The organism is Massilimicrobiota sp. An134, from assembly GCF_002160815.1.
Lineage (GTDB): Bacteria > Bacillota_I > Bacilli_A > Erysipelotrichales > Coprobacillaceae > Allocoprobacillus > Allocoprobacillus merdigallinarum.
In genome coordinates this window covers 13,403-30,281 of record NZ_NFLH01000006.1, presented here as the reverse complement: position 1 = coordinate 30,281, position 16,879 = coordinate 13,403, and the positions used below count along the sequence as shown (strand labels likewise).

19 protein-coding genes, 6 tRNA genes and 1 riboswitch are annotated in these 16,879 nt (G+C 31.0%); of the genes, 4 read left to right on the top strand and 21 right to left on the bottom strand.

Annotated elements, in window-relative coordinates:
* Positions 1-1,785 (bottom strand): ABC transporter ATP-binding protein/permease, encoded by a 1,785-nt coding sequence (locus tag B5E79_RS04070; RefSeq protein WP_087297075.1) that lies wholly within the window; start codon positions 1,783-1,785, stop codon positions 1-3.
* 39 nt (positions 1,786-1,824) lie between these two features.
* On the opposite strand from B5E79_RS04070, the gene mnmL reads away from it, so the two are divergent.
* The gene (gene mnmL / locus B5E79_RS04065) at positions 1,825-2,769 is read left to right on the top strand and encodes a tRNA modification radical SAM protein MnmL/YtqA (protein WP_087243076.1); all 945 of its coding nucleotides are present in this window, start codon (positions 1,825-1,827) and stop codon (positions 2,767-2,769) included.
* Between the two features lie 7 nt (positions 2,770-2,776).
* Here the strand turns inward: mnmL and hpf are convergent, their stop codons facing one another.
* The 4 genes from hpf to B5E79_RS04050 all read right to left on the bottom strand — a co-directional run bounded on the left by hpf (position 2,777) and on the right by B5E79_RS04050 (position 5,221).
* Complete coding sequence (hpf, locus tag B5E79_RS04060) at positions 2,777-3,316, bottom strand: ribosome hibernation-promoting factor, HPF/YfiA family (protein ID WP_087243078.1); 540 nt, start codon at positions 3,314-3,316, stop codon at positions 2,777-2,779.
* A gap of 92 nt (positions 3,317-3,408) precedes the next feature.
* On the bottom strand, positions 3,409-4,551 hold the full coding sequence (gene metK, locus B5E79_RS04055; protein WP_087297074.1) for a methionine adenosyltransferase: 1,143 nt from the start codon (positions 4,549-4,551) through the stop codon (positions 3,409-3,411).
* A 54-nt stretch (positions 4,552-4,605) separates the two neighbouring features.
* Positions 4,606-4,703, bottom strand: a riboswitch (SAM riboswitch).
* A gap of 6 nt (positions 4,704-4,709) precedes the next feature.
* On the bottom strand, positions 4,710-4,832 hold the full coding sequence (locus B5E79_RS13795; protein ID WP_241147446.1) for a flagellar transcriptional regulator FlhC: 123 nt from the start codon (positions 4,830-4,832) through the stop codon (positions 4,710-4,712).
* A 164-nt stretch (positions 4,833-4,996) separates the two neighbouring features.
* Positions 4,997-5,221, bottom strand: coding sequence for a NifU family protein (locus B5E79_RS04050; protein ID WP_087243082.1), 225 nt, complete (start codon positions 5,219-5,221; stop codon positions 4,997-4,999).
* Positions 5,222-5,349: 128 nt separating this feature from the next.
* Between B5E79_RS04050 and B5E79_RS04045 the strand changes: the two genes are divergently transcribed.
* Together B5E79_RS04045 and B5E79_RS04040 are read left to right on the top strand one after the other, a co-directional pair.
* Positions 5,350-5,724 carry a CvfD/Ygs/GSP13 family RNA-binding post-transcriptional regulator gene (locus B5E79_RS04045; RefSeq protein WP_087243084.1) on the top strand — a complete coding sequence of 125 codons (375 nt, stop codon included), beginning with the start codon at positions 5,350-5,352 and terminating at the stop codon, positions 5,722-5,724.
* Complete coding sequence (locus B5E79_RS04040; protein WP_087243086.1) at positions 5,724-7,004, top strand: glucose-6-phosphate isomerase; 1,281 nt, start codon at positions 5,724-5,726, stop codon at positions 7,002-7,004. The genes B5E79_RS04045 and B5E79_RS04040 overlap by 1 nt, the downstream gene beginning before the upstream one ends.
* A gap of 94 nt (positions 7,005-7,098) precedes the next feature.
* Here B5E79_RS04040 and B5E79_RS04035 read toward each other — a convergent pair whose 3' ends face one another.
* The 12 genes from B5E79_RS04035 to B5E79_RS03980 all read right to left on the bottom strand — a co-directional run bounded on the left by B5E79_RS04035 (position 7,099) and on the right by B5E79_RS03980 (position 11,902).
* Positions 7,099-7,464 (bottom strand): hypothetical protein, encoded by a 366-nt coding sequence (locus tag B5E79_RS04035; protein WP_087297073.1) that lies wholly within the window; start codon positions 7,462-7,464, stop codon positions 7,099-7,101.
* A gap of 374 nt (positions 7,465-7,838) precedes the next feature.
* Positions 7,839-7,912 (bottom strand) — tRNA-Gly (locus tag B5E79_RS04030).
* A 7-nt stretch (positions 7,913-7,919) separates the two neighbouring features.
* Positions 7,920-7,995, bottom strand: a tRNA-Lys gene (locus B5E79_RS04025).
* Between the two features lie 3 nt (positions 7,996-7,998).
* Positions 7,999-8,074 (bottom strand) — tRNA-Gln (locus tag B5E79_RS04020).
* Positions 8,075-8,081: 7 nt separating this feature from the next.
* Positions 8,082-8,165, bottom strand: a tRNA-Tyr gene (locus tag B5E79_RS04015).
* A gap of 5 nt (positions 8,166-8,170) precedes the next feature.
* Positions 8,171-8,246 (bottom strand) — tRNA-Thr (locus B5E79_RS04010).
* A gap of 5 nt (positions 8,247-8,251) precedes the next feature.
* Positions 8,252-8,327, bottom strand: a tRNA-Val gene (locus B5E79_RS04005).
* Between the two features lie 103 nt (positions 8,328-8,430).
* Positions 8,431-9,588: a PucR family transcriptional regulator gene (locus B5E79_RS04000; RefSeq protein ID WP_087297072.1), complete on the bottom strand. Its 1,158-nt coding sequence runs from the start codon at positions 9,586-9,588 to the stop codon at positions 8,431-8,433.
* 287 nt (positions 9,589-9,875) lie between these two features.
* Positions 9,876-10,604 carry a DUF3784 domain-containing protein gene (locus B5E79_RS03995; RefSeq protein ID WP_087297071.1) on the bottom strand — a complete coding sequence of 243 codons (729 nt, stop codon included), beginning with the start codon at positions 10,602-10,604 and terminating at the stop codon, positions 9,876-9,878.
* Positions 10,605-10,615: 11 nt separating this feature from the next.
* Complete coding sequence (locus B5E79_RS03990; protein ID WP_087297070.1) at positions 10,616-10,924, bottom strand: hypothetical protein; 309 nt, start codon at positions 10,922-10,924, stop codon at positions 10,616-10,618.
* Positions 10,921-11,562: a DUF3887 domain-containing protein gene (locus tag B5E79_RS03985; RefSeq protein ID WP_158095464.1), complete on the bottom strand. Its 642-nt coding sequence runs from the start codon at positions 11,560-11,562 to the stop codon at positions 10,921-10,923. Before B5E79_RS03985 ends, B5E79_RS03990 begins: the two co-directional genes overlap by 4 nt.
* Positions 11,555-11,902 carry a PadR family transcriptional regulator gene (locus B5E79_RS03980; protein ID WP_087297068.1) on the bottom strand — a complete coding sequence of 116 codons (348 nt, stop codon included), beginning with the start codon at positions 11,900-11,902 and terminating at the stop codon, positions 11,555-11,557. Before B5E79_RS03980 ends, B5E79_RS03985 begins: the two co-directional genes overlap by 8 nt.
* Positions 11,903-12,013: 111 nt before the next feature.
* Between B5E79_RS03980 and B5E79_RS03975 the strand changes: the two genes are divergently transcribed.
* The gene (locus B5E79_RS03975; protein ID WP_087297067.1) at positions 12,014-12,652 is read left to right on the top strand and encodes a DUF2371 domain-containing protein; all 639 of its coding nucleotides are present in this window, start codon (positions 12,014-12,016) and stop codon (positions 12,650-12,652) included.
* A 28-nt stretch (positions 12,653-12,680) separates the two neighbouring features.
* Here B5E79_RS03975 and B5E79_RS03970 read toward each other — a convergent pair whose 3' ends face one another.
* The 4 genes from B5E79_RS03970 to B5E79_RS03955 are packed head-to-tail and all read right to left on the bottom strand — an operon-like array spanning position 12,681 to position 16,834.
* Positions 12,681-13,763, bottom strand: a complete 1,083-nt coding sequence (locus B5E79_RS03970) for a metallophosphoesterase (protein WP_241147445.1) — start codon at positions 13,761-13,763, stop codon at positions 12,681-12,683.
* 50 nt (positions 13,764-13,813) lie between these two features.
* Complete coding sequence (locus B5E79_RS03965) at positions 13,814-15,262, bottom strand: methyltransferase domain-containing protein (protein ID WP_087297065.1); 1,449 nt, start codon at positions 15,260-15,262, stop codon at positions 13,814-13,816.
* A 43-nt stretch (positions 15,263-15,305) separates the two neighbouring features.
* Complete coding sequence (locus B5E79_RS03960) at positions 15,306-16,166, bottom strand: hypothetical protein (RefSeq protein WP_240924510.1); 861 nt, start codon at positions 16,164-16,166, stop codon at positions 15,306-15,308.
* A 14-nt stretch (positions 16,167-16,180) separates the two neighbouring features.
* Positions 16,181-16,834 (bottom strand): sporulation protein YunB, encoded by a 654-nt coding sequence (locus B5E79_RS03955; protein ID WP_087297063.1) that lies wholly within the window; start codon positions 16,832-16,834, stop codon positions 16,181-16,183.
* Between the last annotated feature and the right edge of the window lie 45 nt (positions 16,835-16,879).

Below are 16,879 nucleotides of genomic sequence, written 5' to 3'. Positions count from 1 at the left end.
TTATTCCTCCCTTAAAACATCAATCTTCGTCATTTTCATCATTTTTCTAACAGGATGCAAAACAGATAAAACACTCATCACAAGATAAATCATAAAAATAATCACATATAAATCATAACGTGAATAAAAGATAGGCTTTAACAACAATGAAAAAGAAACATATTGCGAAATATTCACAACATGATTGATATATTCATATATAACCATCGCCAGCAAACAACCTCCACCAGCAATCATCAATCCCAATAGTACTGCCTCAAAAAGAGATAATATAAACAGTCTGAAAGATGAAATACCTAGTGATAATAAATATGCAATATCATGTTTTCTTTCAAAATAAATAATGGATTCTACGATTCCAATTAATATCAGTGATATCAACAAACTCATTCCAATGAAAATCATTGCTACAATTTGTGCTAAAGACAATAAAGATTGATAACTTGATACTCTTTCTTGAATTTCACTATAAACAATATAGTCTTTAGATAATGCTTGATATAAACTTTCATTTTTATTGAATTGACTTTCTACAATCAATTCACGATTATTCATCAACTCTGGCATTTCTTGTTTCAATGTATGATTGAGATAAATTTCACTTTGACTGAAAAAATCTTTTTGAAGAACGCCCACAACTGTTAAAGATATACTTTTTTGTTGATATGTTAAAACAATGGACTGCTGATGATATTTTTGATCAAATGACTGACTGACAACAATTTCATGAGCTTCCTGTGGAAAACGTCCTTTCAATAAACGAACATGTGTGTGTTGCACTGGTAAAAAATATAAGGCAGTATCTTCGATTTCCTGTTGGGACTGCCAAAGCTGACACTGTTCTAATTGATAACCATAATCTATATAACCAATATCTTCATGAGAAAGCATTGTTTCAAATGGCATCCCATCTTTGTTTTCAACATTGATGATATTTTTTAAAACAGCTTGTTGCTCACTTTGAGACGTTGCTTCAAACGCACCAAAAATAGCTGTTACAATCAAAAAGAACGCTACAATCACTATCCATTGAAATAAAAAAAGAAACATGAGTTTGTTTCTTTGATAGACTATTTGTCTGATAGGATAAAACCATAAAGTATGATGCTGATGTTTCTTTAAAGATATTTCTTTTGGCTTTTGAGATTGCTTCATATGTCCTTTTAATTGACCATCTTCTAATGTCAATACACTATCGCAATATGTCTGTAACAACTGTGGATCATGTGAAACAATAATAACCAAAGCATCTTGAGAAATCATTTTTAAATATTTCATAACGTCTTGAGCCTGATGGTGATATAAAGCCCCAGTCGGTTCATCACATAAAATAATATCGGACTGCTTTAATAATGCCTTCGCAAGAGATGCTCTTTTCATTTGACCACCAGATAATTGCGAAGGATAGCGGGACAACAAATCTTGTATACCAAGTCGTTTCACGACTTTTTGAAGCAATGACGAACTATAATGAAGATGACTGATATGGCAAGGCAAAATGATATTTTCTTTAATGGTTAAAGAAGAAATAAAATCTTTATTTTGCATCATAAAAGACATATGTTCGCATATAAACTTTTCTTTATCTTCAATTTTTTCATGATTAAAAAGAATATCTCCTTCATAATCTTCATCCAATAATCCCATAATATACAAAAGTGTACTTTTTCCACAACCACTTTTTCCTTGAATTCCAATCATTCCTGTGTCTGGAAAACAAATAGAAATATGATTGAGAATTGGGGTTGTTTCATATTGTTTATAAATATTTTTTAACTCTAACATTCTATTCTCCTTTATGTTATAATCTTAGCGGGTGATGCTATGAATCAATTTCCTTATACATTAGATAACAAACGCTATCATACATATAACTACTTTTTAAAAAATAAATATCATCATAAAGTTGCGAAAGTATCTTTAAATGCAGGCTTTACCTGTCCTAACCGAGATGGAACATGCGGGTATGGAGGCTGTATTTTCTGCTCAGATTCTGGCTCAGGTGACTTTGCTGGAAATGTCCAAGATTCTTTACAAAAACAATTTCACGACATTTCTTCGATAATGCGTCAAAAATGGCCTGATTGTCAGTTTATTGCATACTTTCAAGCCAACAGCAATACATATGGTACTGTCGCTCAACTCAAAGAAAGATTTGAACCATTTGTTGATATGAAAGATGTTGTTGGCATTGCGATTGCAACACGTCCTGACTGTTTAGATGATGAAATTTGTGATTATCTGTATCAATTATCTCAAAAATGTGATTTATACATAGAGCTTGGTTTACAGACTATCCATGATCAGACGGCCAAACTGATTCATCGTGGACACGACTATCAGACTTTTTTAGAAGGACTTGATCGTTTAAGAAAACGCCACTTAGATGTTTGTGTTCATATCATTAATGGTCTACCCTATGAAACATATGATATGATGTTAGAAACAGCAAAACAGGTTGGTCAATTAGATATCCAAGGACTTAAAATTCACAATCTCTATATGCTGAAAAATACCGCTTTACATCGTTTATATCAAAAACAACCTTTTCCTATGTTAACGCGTGAAGACTATATTTCATTAGTTGTTGACCAATTGCAGTATATCCCTAGTCATGTTGTGATTGAAAGACTGACCGGAGATGCCCCATTACAAGATTTAGTCGCACCTTTATGGTCAATCAAAAAAGTAACAATTCTTAATGATATTGATAAATTGATGAAAGAAAAAGATACCCATCAAGGGTATCTTCTAGAAAGCTCTGTATAGAGCTTTTTTATTGTGCTTCATGAGTTTCAATAAGTCCGTAACCACCATTATGTCTTTTATAAACAACACTGATTTCATTTGTTTCTACATCACGATAAACAAAGAATGAATGTCCAATCAATTCCATTTGCATAATCGCTTCTTCCATATCCATTGGTTTAGGACTGATTGATTTTGTTTTGACAATAACATCTTCTTCCTCATGTTCTAAAGGTTCAATAGAAGCAACATTAAATGCGAGTTTATTATCTTTAGATTTACGACTTAATCTCGTTTTATACTTTCTAATTTGTCCTTCTAATTTGTCGATAACTAAATCAATAGCATTATAAAGATCATTATCAACAACTTCTGCTCTTAATAATACATATTCTGTTGGAATAGTCACTTCAATTTTTTGACCAACTGGATAAGTACGAATCAAAACTTTTGCTTCAACATTATCACTGACAATGAAATACTTATCTAACATGCTGAGCTTTTTATTGATTTTTGTTTCAATCCCTTCAGTTAGTGCAATATTTTTTCCTCTTATACTGACTTTCATAAATATTCCTCCTTCGTTAATCTTATTATACCATTTCTGTCATATAAAAAACACTCATTTCGCTCAAAAATTAAAAAAGCCCCGTTAGGAGCTTATAAATATTTTTTTAAACTTTCTACTCGATCTAATTTTTCCCATGGAAGATCAATATCTCCCCTACCAAAATGACCATAGACTGCTGTTTTTTGATAAATAGGTCTAAGCAATTGTAAAGTTTCAATAATACCTTGTGGTGTCAAATCAAATTCATTTTCAATAGCCTGTAAAATAACATCTTTTGATACTTTTTCTGTTCCATAAGTTTCGACAAAGACACTTGTTGGCTCTTTGACCCCAATAGCATAAGACAATTGAATTTCAATACGTTCACAAAGTCCGGCTGCCACAATATTTTTAGCCATATATCTTGCCATATAAGCACCGCTACGATCAACTTTAGAAGGATCTTTTCCAGAGAAAGCACCTCCACCATGTCTTGCAGAACCACCATAAGTATCAACAATAATTTTACGACCTGTTAGTCCTGTATCGCCATGAGGACCTCCAATGACAAAACGTCCTGTTGGATTAATCAAAACTTTATAATCTGTATTCATGCCATATTTTTTCACAACATCTTGCATAATGACATTTTGAATATAATCCTTAAAAGCTTTTTCATCAAAATCAGGATCATGTTGAATAGACATTAAAATCGTATCAATACGGGGATGCAAAGCATCTGTATAATCAACTGTCACTTGTGATTTCATATCTGGTCTAGCCCATTGGAATTCACCACTATGGCGTTTTTCAGTTGCATAACGTACCAAGTGATGCGCAATAGAAATTGGTAAAGGCATATATCCTTCTGTTTCATTGGAAGCATAGCCAAACATAATTCCCTGATCGCCTGCTCCTCCAACTTCTTTATTCGTTCCTAAAGCAATATCGCTTGACTGTACACCTATAACATTTTTAATTTCACAATGATGACCATCAATCCCAATCTCATCACTTGTATATCCGATTTGACATAATACATTTCTGGCAATTTGTTCATAATTAACCTGTGCCTGTGTTGTAATTTCACCACCAATGACCAAAAGATTTGTTGTTGTAAAACATTCACATGCTACACGTGAATATGGATCTTCAGCCAAACAGGCATCCAAAATAGCATCACTGATTTGATCACAGACTTTATCAGGATGTCCTTCTGAAACTGATTCAGACGTAAATAAAATTTTCTTCATTTTTTTCCTCCCACTTTTCAATAAAAAAAGCTTTCAAGAGGAAAGCCTTCTTTCCTCTTATTGTTCAAGTCTAACTTGCTAGGTAAGGCACCTTCTTTACACAAGGGTTGCCACCACTTCATAGATCCTCATCTCGTGGTTCTTAATAAGAGCTTTTATTATTGATATAATTTTTTTAAATCCTCATGACTTAAAGATGTCATAGCTTCAATTAATTCTATGTCTAATCCTAAGTCATAAAGAATTGATGCAATTTTTAATTGTTCTTGTTTTCTGTTCATTCTTATCACCAATCTTATTTTAACCGTAATAAGTAGACATTATTCTACAAAACAAGACTTTCTAAGTATATAAGAATATTTGTTATAAATCAAGTGATATTATCACATAATATAATTATAATATATTTTTCGTCGTTTTTTTCTCAAATTTTTCTCAATTTTTATTAAATAGCCTGAACTTCTAAAACTCCTGGAACTTCTTCAATTAAAATCTGTTCGACACCATCTTTTAAAGTTGCATCCAACATCATACATCCAGCACAGGCACCATGCATTTGTACATAAACAATTCCATCTTCAAATTTTACAAATTCAATGTCTCCACCATCTCTTTGTAAATAAGGTCTTAATTTATGTATCACTTTTTTAATTTCTGCTTCTTGATCCATGATTTCAGCCTCCTCTATAAATCTTTCTTATTATACCACAATTTTTTAAGAATAAAAGTCCAATGCTTTGATTTCACTTTCCACAAATATGACTTTATGCTATAATGAGTATGATTGGAGGGCTGTCAATGGAGCATCGTGTCAAAACTGGTGATATTATTGATGTAACCATTACGGGAATTCAACCTTATGGTGCATTTGCATCTTTACCCGATCAATCTTCTGGTTTAATTCATATCTCTGAAATATCTGATAAATTCGTTAGAAATGTTGAAAATTTTGTACATGTTGGCGAAGTCATTCGTGTAAAAGTGATTGATATTGATCATACAACACATCAAGCCAAGCTTTCTTTAAAAGCTGTTCATATGGCAAAAAGAAAATACAAAAGAGCTTATAAAAACCAGAGAGAAAAGATACAAGAAACACCTTTAGGATTTTATCCATTAAAAGAAAAATTGCCTGAGTGGATAACTCTAGGCGTAATCAAGGAGGAAGAATGATGATTAAAGTTGATTTATCAAAAGCAAAATTAACTGAAAGTATGGACTCATACAAAGAACAAGTTGCTCAAATTCATGATATGATCCATAACAAAACTGGACAAGGAAGTGACTTCTTAGGATGGGTTGACTTACCTGTAAACTATGATAAAGATGAAGTTGAAGCTATTAAAGCAAAAGTTAATGAGTTAAAAGATGAAATTGATGTTTTATTAGTATGTGGTATTGGTGGTTCTTATTTAGGCGCAAGAGCTGCCATTGAAGCCTTAAACGGTTTATACCCTACTCATTCTGTGCAAATTATTTATATTGGAAATACATTCTCTTCTAACTACTTATCTCAAGTCAAAGAATATGTAAAAGATAAAGAATTCGCAATTAATGTTATTTCTAAATCTGGAACAACAACTGAAACTTCTATTGCATTTAGAATCTTTAAAGAATTACTAGAATCAACAAAAGGTAAAGAAGTTGCAAGAAAGAGAATTGTTGCAACTACTGATAAAGAAAAAGGAGCATTAAAAACTTTAGCTACTAACGAAGGATATACAACATTTGTTGTCCCTGATGATGTTGGTGGACGTTATTCTGTTTTAACTGCTGTTGGTTTATTCCCTATCGCTATGGCTGGTATTGATATTGATGCTATGATGAAAGGTGCTGCTGATGCAAGAGAAGAATACAGCAATCCTGACTTAGACAAAAACAGTGCTTATCAATATGGTGTTGCAAGACAAATGTTATCAAAACAAGGTTATCCTGCCGAAATGTTTGTGACTTATGAATTACAGTTAGCACAAACTGCTGAATGGTGGAAACAATTATTCGGTGAATCAGAAGGAAAAGAAGGAAAAGGAATCTTACCTACAAGTGCAACTTTCTCAACTGATTTACATTCACTTGGACAATTTATTCAAGAAGGAAGTAAAGTTTTATATGAAACTATTTTAAAAATTGCAAATCCAATTTCTGATTTAGAAATTCCTAGTGATCCTGATAACTTAGATAACTTAAACTATCTTGCAGGAAAAACTGTTGATTATGTTAATAAAAAAGCATGTGAAGGAACAATTGATGCCCATGTCAACACTGGAAATGTTCCTAACATTCAAATTACACTTGATGAATTAACTCCATACTCATTTGGATACATGGTATACTTCTTTGAAAAAGCTTGTGCTTTATCAGTATACTTATTAGGTGTCAATCCATTCAATCAACCAGGTGTTGAAGTTTATAAGAAAAATATGTTTAAATTACTTGGTAAGCCAGGTGTATAGAAGTGAGCGATCACTTCTTTTTTTATTCCTATCATTTCACAATAAAAAATGTTCTCTTTGAAAAGAGAACAAAAATTAATAAATAGATCACACCTTAGTTATTATTTTGATATATGACAGTATACTCATCAGGTTCATCTAAATGATATTGCCTTATCTCTTTAATATGCTTGTCTGAGTTGTCAATTGTGTATTGATATCCTGAAGATTCCCCTGATAATAACGAAAAATATGCTTCAATTCTATAAATACCATCATCTATTTCTTCTAGCTCAGCCTTCTTAAAATAACCTACCGAAGTTCCTGAACTCATCTCTATGACAATATTTTCATTGGAAACTTCGACGTTATTTTGATTTACCGCAACCATATAAGTCGTTTGCTGGTCTATAAAAACAAGAACCACTATAAAAACCAATAGACAAACTATAAAACATATGATCTTTTTTAATTTTAACATTGACCATCCCACCTTTCTTTTCAATTATCATTTTACTTCCAGTTCTATTGGTTTACATCTTAATGACTTTTCTAATATCATTTTATCAAAATATAACAATCATCTCCAGAATTACATAAGATAAAACTTCATTTTACATAAAAACATAACAACAATCAAACAATTCAAATCATTAAGGATACCTTAACATTTATTAATATGACTTTTATACAAATGAAATAATCTATTAGAAAACTATAAATTTAATAGATTAACTTGTTTTTCAATTAAGTCTTTTTACATCTATACTTTTTATAAATAAAAAAAGATACCAAACAGAATTGTATAATTTTGCTTGATATCTCATATTTCATCAAAGTTTGTGTTCATTCAATTGGAGCGGGTGATGGGAATCGAACCCACGTAGTCAGCTTGGAAGGCTGAAGTTCTACCATTGAACTACACCCGCAAAAGAATGGTGACCCGCAGGCGACTCGAACGCCTGACCCTCTGATTAAAAGTCAGATGCTCTACCTACTGAGCTAGCGGGTCAAATGGCTGGGATAGCTGGATTCGAACCAGCGCAATGACAGAGTCAAAGTCTGTTGCCTTACCGCTTGGCTATATCCCAACAGAAATGGTGGGGAGGGGCGGATTCGAACCACCGAACCGAAAGGAACTGAGTTACAGTCAGCCGCGTTTAGCCACTTCGCTACCTCCCCGTATATGGTGCCGGCTAAAGGACTTGAACCCTCAACCTACTGATTACAAGTCAGTTGCTCTACCAATTGAGCTAAGCCGGCATAAATGGTGGAGGTTAACGGGCTCGAACCGCTGACCCTCTGCTTGTAAGGCAGATGCTCTCCCAACTGAGCTAAACCTCCAATTTCTAGTGCCCTCTTATAATAGCATACGACTATGAACACGTCAAGAAAAAAATGAAAATAAAAAAGAAACAGAAATCATGTCTCATTTTTCTGTTTTCTTCTATTTCATCATTTTAGCAATATAAAAGGCTATCATATAAGGAAATTTTTCTTCAAAAGTTGCAAGTTCACAATTTAAAAGTGTTTTTATTTTTTCAATACGATAATGAACAGTATTACGATGCGTATATGTTGATCTCGCAATTTTTTGTGGACTTCCATCATATTTCAAATAATAATATAATGTTTTTTCTAATTCACTATTATGTTTTTGATCATATTGAATCAATGTATCTAATAAATGATGATACATATCAGATAATATTTTTTGATCCTGTATAGAAAATAAAATCTGATAAATACCCATATCATCAAAACAAATAATATTTTTTTGAAACATTCTGGCAAATGTTACTGCTGATAAAGCGCGTTGATAACTTAAATTCAATTCTCTGATATCTTTTAATTGGGTACCCATTCCAATATGCAAAGCAGATACTCTCATTCTATTTTTAGCACGATGATACATGGACTCCACTAATTGATAAAAGACCTTTTGAGATAAATTATTGACAATCAGCACATAATATCCATCATACCAAAAAAAGCTATAGGGACACTCTATTTTTTCAAAATAGAGCTGTAATTGTAAAGATAATCTTCTTCTTTCAATTTCACTATACTGACTGGCGTCCTCAATATCTATCAACAAAACCTGAAAATCTCCATCTACATCAAAACTACGCATTAATTCATTCCTATTTTCTTCAATAGTGCGTGGATCACTAAAAATATTTTGAAAATACTGTGTAACCAAATAATCCTCTTTTTGCGAAAACAAACAACGCATACAAAAATCTTTAATCAGGTCAACCATATGAATATGCCATGGTGAAATTAACAGTGGAAAATCATTGTTTTCACAATAATCAAGAACATCTTGAGGAACATCAAAAATATACTTTCCAGTATTAATAATAAGCCCGACACTATGATACTTAACCAAATATTCTACAAGGTTTAAAAGTGCTCCTTCTTTTTGAAATCCTAAACCACTTGTCACAATCAATTCTTTTCCCCACAATTGTTGAATTGTCGTTGTATCTTCAATAAGGTGAACCCAGCTCATAGCATTGGCACACCCTTTTTGTCCACATAATAGTGTAAGCTGATATAATTCTTTGGTTTCATTCAATGCATCTTCTATTGTAAATCCCATCATCTCACCTACTTTCTTTTATTATACTCTTCTTTTGTGCAATATGCACAAAAATCAATCATCATATTTAGATTCTCAGACCCTTTTCTTTTACATAAAAAATCATATAATAAAAGTGTAAAAAATGATCTATTATCAAAGGAGGGTCTTTTCATGAATGTTTCTTATAATTATTTCTTATTAGCTCACAATTATGAAATTTGTCCTTCTTGGATAAAATGTGAGCATTACTTCAACTGTGCTAGTTTTTCAAAATTATTCCCTTTTTCAAAATTTCATCTATTTAACTAGCCAAAAAAAGCAACGTGAGATAACGTTGCTTTTTTATATGAACTTAGTTGATTATAAATATTTTGAGTCTGTTTTTCATTTTCTCCACTTACAACAAAAATTTCATTTTCTGTATAAATAATAACATAGTGTGAACTATGCGTGTATGCATAAAGACGATAATTCTCAAATTCATCATTATAATATCTGCCCGCTTCAACAACTGCATTATTGATACCATTTTTCTTACGACCAATATCAAAATCATCACAATATTCTACTTTTAAAATATCATCATAATCAATTTTTGAAGATGATACAAAAGTTCCTGATAGTTGAACATAGTCATCATTATATTCTATATCAATATCACCTATAAACATAACACCCATAATAAAAGCTCCCAAAATAACAGTAATCAATACCCCTATTCCTATAGACATTTTCGTTTTCTTTTGATTACGCTCTACACTGGCATACTCACTGCCAATAAAAATAATCGCCATTCCAACAATAAAAGTTCCTATCATTATATATAGTCCTATATCTTTTAGCATAAACAAAGAAAACAAGCCACAAGTCATAACAAGAAAACCTAATCCTACAATACGACATAATTTCTTTTCATTATACTTTGCTTTTTCTTTTTCACTAGCAGTGTTATAACCAGCAATCAAAAACGATCCTTTTCCCATTAATAATAAGATGGATATTATTAAAAATATGATAGATATCACAAGTCCCATTCTATCGCCTCCTAAAAGATACCATGATTATACTTCAATTGAGCATAAAGCATGATTCCAACACCCGCTATTATGCCAATAACCATGAATATTTCACCCAACACAAATAAACGTAATAAACGAGCTAAAAGATTCATCAAACAACCCAAACCACACATCAACATACCTACTCCCATTGTCTTTGAATATGACATCAGATTCTCTTGTTCTATTTTTCTTTTATGATAACTATGAACCAACGAAACATTTCCTTTAAAGTGTGCATACGCAAAAACAAAGCATGTGATTGACATTAACAGATAACTTATATTCTTCATCATTTCATATATAACCCCATTAATTCATAATTTTCATTAAAAGTTATTGTGTATGTTACACTACGCTGTTCATATAATGCAACAACTTCTCCCACAACACAAATATCATTGTTTTGTTTAATTTCTGTATATCTCTGACTTGTTATACGTTGATAATCTCCCAAATCTCCTAACGATAAAATTGATTCTTTGAGAAGACTTTCTGACATAGATTCTTTCATTTTTTCATCACAATTTTCAAGTATGGCTTGTATGTCAAGATGTGATACATCTAAAATTGTTTCTTCCATATGCTGTTCAACTGTTTTTTGATCAAATAATCCAGATGTTCCTAATGTCTGATACTCAGGAATAAGAGAACGTACCAATAAATAGACACCTAAAATCAATACAGCGACAACACCCATAATAATGCCAATTATTTTTTTATAAGAACGACGTGTTTTCACACCCATGTTTTCATTAAATTCATGAGCCAATTCTTTTGGTATCCCCATTCTTTGAATGACTTCTTCAAATGATTCACCATTTTTTAATGCCATTTCAATGTCATTTTCTAAATCCAATTTAATTTTTTTCTTTTGTTGTTGAGAACAATTTAATAATCTGATAACTTTTTTTATATATTTTTCTTTATTCATATTCATTCTCCTCTAATATCTCATTAACAACCATTGAAAAATTTTTCCATAATTGTTTCAATGCTTTGAGCTGTTCTTTCCCTTTATCTGTCAAGCAATAATATTTACGTGATAATTCTTTATTTTGTGGTGGCGTCCATTGACTCTCAACCAATTCATTATCCTCTAAACGATATAAAATAGGATAGAGTGTTCCTTCTTTCATTTCAAACATACCATGACTTTTTTCTTTCATACACATAATCATCTGATAGCCATACATCCTTTCTTGTGAAAGAAGCTGTAAAACCAAAATTTCTAAAATTCCTTTTTTTAATTGTCTTTCATATCTTTCATCCATTCAATCAGCTCTTTTCTATTTAGTATTACTAAATATATTTTAATACATAATTAACTATCAAGTTAATATAAAAGTCATAGAAAATGTTCATACTATACACAGGTGATAAAAATGGTAAAAAAATTTACATTTGATGATGAAGATGATGACTTTGCATACGATAATGATTTAAAAGAGCAAAACAATGATTATCATGATGATCTTAATAGTGATCTTCATAATGATTTTGATGAACATCTTCATGACACTTCTCATGAAGATCCAAAAGAAACTGAATATATCAACTCTCATTCAACACAAAATAAACCTGTTTCTAAAAAACAAAAACCAAGAACCAAAGTTAAGAAAAAAACGAAAAAGAAAACTAAACATCATACAAAAGTCATTAAAGAAAAAAAGAAACATTCGTTTCTTTCAAAATTCTTTTTATTCCTATTTATTATCGTTATTATAATAGCATTATGTCTTGCTGGTTATGTTGGCTATCAATATTACATGAAACAACAAAATGAAATCGAACAATTACAACAACAGATTCAAGAACAATCTTCACAAAATCAACAACCTTCACAAGACCAACAATCTCAACAAGATATTCAAAATCAAGATCAGGAAGAGAATTCTCAAGAAGATAATCAGGTTCCAGAAGATACCACACCATCTCAAGATCCTGTACAAGAAGAAACTGATGACACCAATCAAGATATACCTAATGAAGATCATTCATCAACACAAAATACAGCACCATAAAAACCAGTTATCCAAGGATAGCTGGTTTTTATGGTTGACTTTGAATATTTATAATCAGATACTCTGATTGAGAGCCTGTACGCAACGGATATCCCCATCCTGCAATACCTGAAGATACAACAACTTGCATGTGTGATAATTGACGATAGCCATAATTCATTTCACCAAATCCAAGCCATTCACTCAAGATGCCAACAGGAAACATTTGTCCACCATGTGTATGACCTGAAACTTGTAAATCAATTTGTAATTGATTGTTTGTATCTAGTTCCACAGGCTGATGATCCACCAACAACAAAAAATCATCCGAGGAAACATTCTGTAATAAGTCTGAAGTTGAAACACGCTGATGACTACGATCATCTCGTCCAATCAATGTGATTTCATCCCGAATACGGATACTATCATCACATAATATATGGATATTATTTTGTTCAATTGTCTGTTTTAATATTTCAGGCGTAAAAGCAGGTTGACTTGCATATAATGCCTGATCATGATTTCCATAAACATAATAAATACCGTATTGATTTTGAATGGTTGATAAAGCCTGGAAAGTTTGCTGCATTTGCTGCAAAGTTGTTCGTTCATCAACAATATCTCCACCTAATAAGACAAAATCAGGATTTTCTTTTGAAATGTCATTACAATATTGTATCAATTCATTTTTATTCATAGTATTAGGAAAATGCAAATCACTTATAAATGCAACCTTATAATTTTGTGAAAGCTGTTTTTGTGTTTCAATCGTATATTGAACAGCATGAACATCTTTCATATTTATATATCCATACCCTAATAATATGCATACACATAACAGCGGAATGAGTCCTAAACGATAAATAGAATCAAGTATATGATTACTTTTCTTTTTATGTATCAACCACATGATCATATCAGTTAATAATGAAAAAGCAAATAAATGCAAAACAATGACTGCCCAAAAGCTAAAAAAGTTACGTGCTGGATAAACAAAAAGAACAGCTATCAAAAAACAAATGATAGATATAAAAATATTCTTTTGTGGATAAAAAAAGGAAATAATTCTTTGAAAATAAAAAGCAAAATAAATAATGACAGGAATCAAAAGCAATGAAAGTAAAGCAAACATGAACGACACACCTCCAAACTAGAAAAATAGAAAATAACCTACATTGTAGGTTATTTTAACTGCATAATAAAGAAATAAAACATATTTTTTCCTCGAGGAATTTCATAATGTTCGACAAGAGTTAAATATCCCTCTTGAAGTCTTAAATTCTTTCTAACTAAGGAAATTTCACTTGTGTAAAGAAAAACATATCCTTTAGGTTTAACTAAACGATGAATACGCTCAAAGAAGCGATCATAAAGTTCCTGCAGTTGCTGATAATCATTCATTTGTGGTAATGTTGGCATATCTGTAATGATCTCATCAAACATTTCATTATTCACAAAACGTAATGCATCCTTATGCACAAAATAGATATTCTGTCCCGCTGCTTTGCTGTTCTTTCTGGCAGCTTCAATACCTTTACCAAAAACATCAATTCCCATCGCAAACTTTGCAGGAACGACATAATTTCTTTCTATCAATAATGTCCCACATCCAACAAATGGATCCAAAACTTTTCCATGGTCTTTCATATATGGTTTTGCAAGTTGAACAAGTGTTGCAGCAATATAAGGCTGCATAGAATTAGAAATGATTTCTCGACGATATTCAAAACGAGAACTTTTCAAATGTGTCAAACGCAAATAAGCATTAACCTTATCTTTTTTCATTTCTTTTAAAACAATTTCAATATCATAACCATCTGTTGTATTCAACAAGCGTTGTGGATATAGTTCAAATATAGCTTGTGAAACTTTTTTAATAAGAGTTGGATGTTTTTCTCTTGTTTCATCAGCCACTCTAAAATAAAAAATAGACTGATCATCATAAAGTTTATCTAAAATATCTTCCAAATGACATCGTTGAAAACCAGCCATAATGCTTTCTAAATCAATATTTAATCCAGTAGCACCAGACAAAGGAATCAACATATCACGATATGTTCTAATATTCAATAAATCATATAATGAATCACTACGAACCAATACACCTTGTGTAACAGGTTTGTATTTTAAATGCAACACAGATTCAAATAAGACAAACTGATAGTATGGCAATGATGTTAATACCACATCAACAGGTTCATGTTTTAATTTAATAATTTTACGTTTATGTACCTGATTTTTTAAAATCAGGGAATTTAATATCTTTAATTGGGCTTGAATATGTTTTGTCATTTCAGAAGCATGAATGAGCTTATTTTGAATCTCTTTGAGTCTGTTCATATAGCTACGACAATTATGACAAGATATACCTGCTAAATAAGCTTCTTTGACATATTCTGTTTTTTCTTTATCATAAGCATCTAATAATATATCAACCGTATCATCATACTTTCCTAATAATATGGCGCTATTTTTTCGAATCTTAGGATCTTCATGAGATAAGAATTCAATTAATGTCTGCTTGAATTGCTGATCTTTTTGAAGCAAAGAATCACATTGTTCTAATGATTTCAAACGAATCAATGACTCTCTTATATGTTCATTCTTTTTTATACTATTTATCAAATCCATACATACAACCCTCTCAATTAACTGTGCAATATTATACCATATTTTAACGATTTATCCAACTTATTTTGGGTAGAGTCACATAAAAAGATAAAATATGAAAAATTTGATAGTACATTTCTCGCTCCTGTTTCATCTGTTGATAAAAAAATGATGTCATTTTTTCATCAAGGTTTCCACAAAGCAGACAGTGAAAAAAGTGAGATGGATATAACATTCTGGCATAAAAATAAATAATTTCATAAACATCAAAATAATGCGATTCTAACAGTTGCTGGAGCTGTGAAAACGTCAACATCTGACTTTTCATTAAACAGGCAAGATGTCGCATACGGGTTGAAAAAATATATGAACATGGATTGATCAGTTCATAAATATATTGAAAACCTGGTTGTGATAATGATAAAGATACTGGCAAAGTCGCCTGATTATCAATCTGTAATAAATAATTAAGAATATTAATACTATTCTCAGCTAATCCACAATAATAATAGATTAATGATAAAATATCCTGGTCATGTTTAAAACTATAAGCATAATCTTTTGCCTTTTCTCTGGCCTGGTCTATTTTACAAATCCATTGTTCTTTAATTTGTTGAACCTTCATTTTAGGAAATGGATAAACCATCATCGTTTGTTGAATATATCGTTCTATTGATAATGGTTCTTTATGATAAAGCAACAACACATAGTTTTGAGTCAAAAGTTCCTGATAAATATTTTTAACTATATCATAACCTTGTATACCACACTGATGCATTAAATAGCGATAATAATGATATCGATTTAAAAATTCATGAGGATCTGGAATATAGGATAAATAATAAAGTTGTTTCTCTATATAAAAGTAGCCCGTTGAATGAAGATGACAATCCATATGATAATACATCTTTAAAAAATCTTGCATAAACATTCTTCTTTCTATGATGAATAAACCAAAGGAACTTGTCCTTGAAAAATCTCTAATAAAATGGGAATAGAAATAACTTGTGTATGATATTGTTCAAAGAACGGATAAACCATCGCAATATTCATTCTAATTTCAATGGATAATTCTATCATGACATGATTCACACCATAATTTTCAATGTTTTTAACTATTGAACTTCCTACACTGGAAAGATGTTTATAATTGACAGGTATGCTAGGCAGTAAGAAAAAAGATGGTAAATGAAATAATGTATTCAATGATATAGAAGCTATAATTCCAGTCTGACTCACTTCTTCCACCCTTTTTTGATATGCACTTTCATCTTTTGCCTGATAACTTCCTTCTTCAATTTGAGCATATGTTTTTTCAATATCTAAAACGATTTGTGATGCTAACTGATTAACTTTAATCATATCAAAATCTATCAATTCAATTTCATTATTTTCATTTCTTTCAATAATAACCAAATCATCATATTGTTTTTGATCAGTCATATAACAATGCGAAATAATAAGCTGATTGAAACGTTCAATTTCCATCTTTCCATAATCTTTTAATAAAGGAATAAGCTGAATATAAATGATTCCTAAAGTCACTGTTAAAAAGATACATATACAAGTGGCAATGATTATCCATTTTTTCATCATATTTCACCAAAATATTATATGTTTCTAAAAACAAAAAATGTC

Bases quoted from the DNA above. Each gene is read 5' to 3' on its own strand.
- B5E79_RS04070 (WP_087297075.1), bottom strand. From the start codon at position 1,785: ATGTTAGAGTTAAAAAATATTTATAAACAATATGAAACAACCCCAATT.
- mnmL (WP_087243076.1), top strand. From the start codon at position 1,825: ATGAATCAATTTCCTTATACATTAGATAACAAACGCTATCATACATAT.
- hpf (WP_087243078.1), bottom strand. From the start codon at position 3,316: ATGAAAGTCAGTATAAGAGGAAAAAATATTGCACTAACTGAAGGGATT.
- metK (WP_087297074.1), bottom strand. From the start codon at position 4,551: ATGAAGAAAATTTTATTTACGTCTGAATCAGTTTCAGAAGGACATCCT.
- B5E79_RS13795 (WP_241147446.1), bottom strand. From the start codon at position 4,832: ATGAACAGAAAACAAGAACAATTAAAAATTGCATCAATTCTTTATGAC.
- B5E79_RS04050 (WP_087243082.1), bottom strand. From the start codon at position 5,221: ATGGATCAAGAAGCAGAAATTAAAAAAGTGATACATAAATTAAGACCT.
- B5E79_RS04045 (WP_087243084.1), top strand. From the start codon at position 5,350: ATGGAGCATCGTGTCAAAACTGGTGATATTATTGATGTAACCATTACG.
- B5E79_RS04040 (WP_087243086.1), top strand. From the start codon at position 5,724: ATGATTAAAGTTGATTTATCAAAAGCAAAATTAACTGAAAGTATGGAC.
- B5E79_RS04035 (WP_087297073.1), bottom strand. From the start codon at position 7,464: ATGTTAAAATTAAAAAAGATCATATGTTTTATAGTTTGTCTATTGGTT.
- B5E79_RS04000 (WP_087297072.1), bottom strand. From the start codon at position 9,588: ATGGGATTTACAATAGAAGATGCATTGAATGAAACCAAAGAATTATAT.
- B5E79_RS03995 (WP_087297071.1), bottom strand. From the start codon at position 10,604: ATGGGACTTGTGATATCTATCATATTTTTAATAATATCCATCTTATTA.
- B5E79_RS03990 (WP_087297070.1), bottom strand. From the start codon at position 10,924: ATGATGAAGAATATAAGTTATCTGTTAATGTCAATCACATGCTTTGTT.
- B5E79_RS03985 (WP_158095464.1), bottom strand. From the start codon at position 11,562: ATGAATAAAGAAAAATATATAAAAAAAGTTATCAGATTATTAAATTGT.
- B5E79_RS03980 (WP_087297068.1), bottom strand. From the start codon at position 11,902: ATGGATGAAAGATATGAAAGACAATTAAAAAAAGGAATTTTAGAAATT.
- B5E79_RS03975 (WP_087297067.1), top strand. From the start codon at position 12,014: ATGGTAAAAAAATTTACATTTGATGATGAAGATGATGACTTTGCATAC.
- B5E79_RS03970 (WP_241147445.1), bottom strand. From the start codon at position 13,763: ATGTTTGCTTTACTTTCATTGCTTTTGATTCCTGTCATTATTTATTTT.
- B5E79_RS03965 (WP_087297065.1), bottom strand. From the start codon at position 15,262: ATGGATTTGATAAATAGTATAAAAAAGAATGAACATATAAGAGAGTCA.
- B5E79_RS03960 (WP_240924510.1), bottom strand. From the start codon at position 16,166: ATGCAAGATTTTTTAAAGATGTATTATCATATGGATTGTCATCTTCAT.
- B5E79_RS03955 (WP_087297063.1), bottom strand. From the start codon at position 16,834: ATGAAAAAATGGATAATCATTGCCACTTGTATATGTATCTTTTTAACA.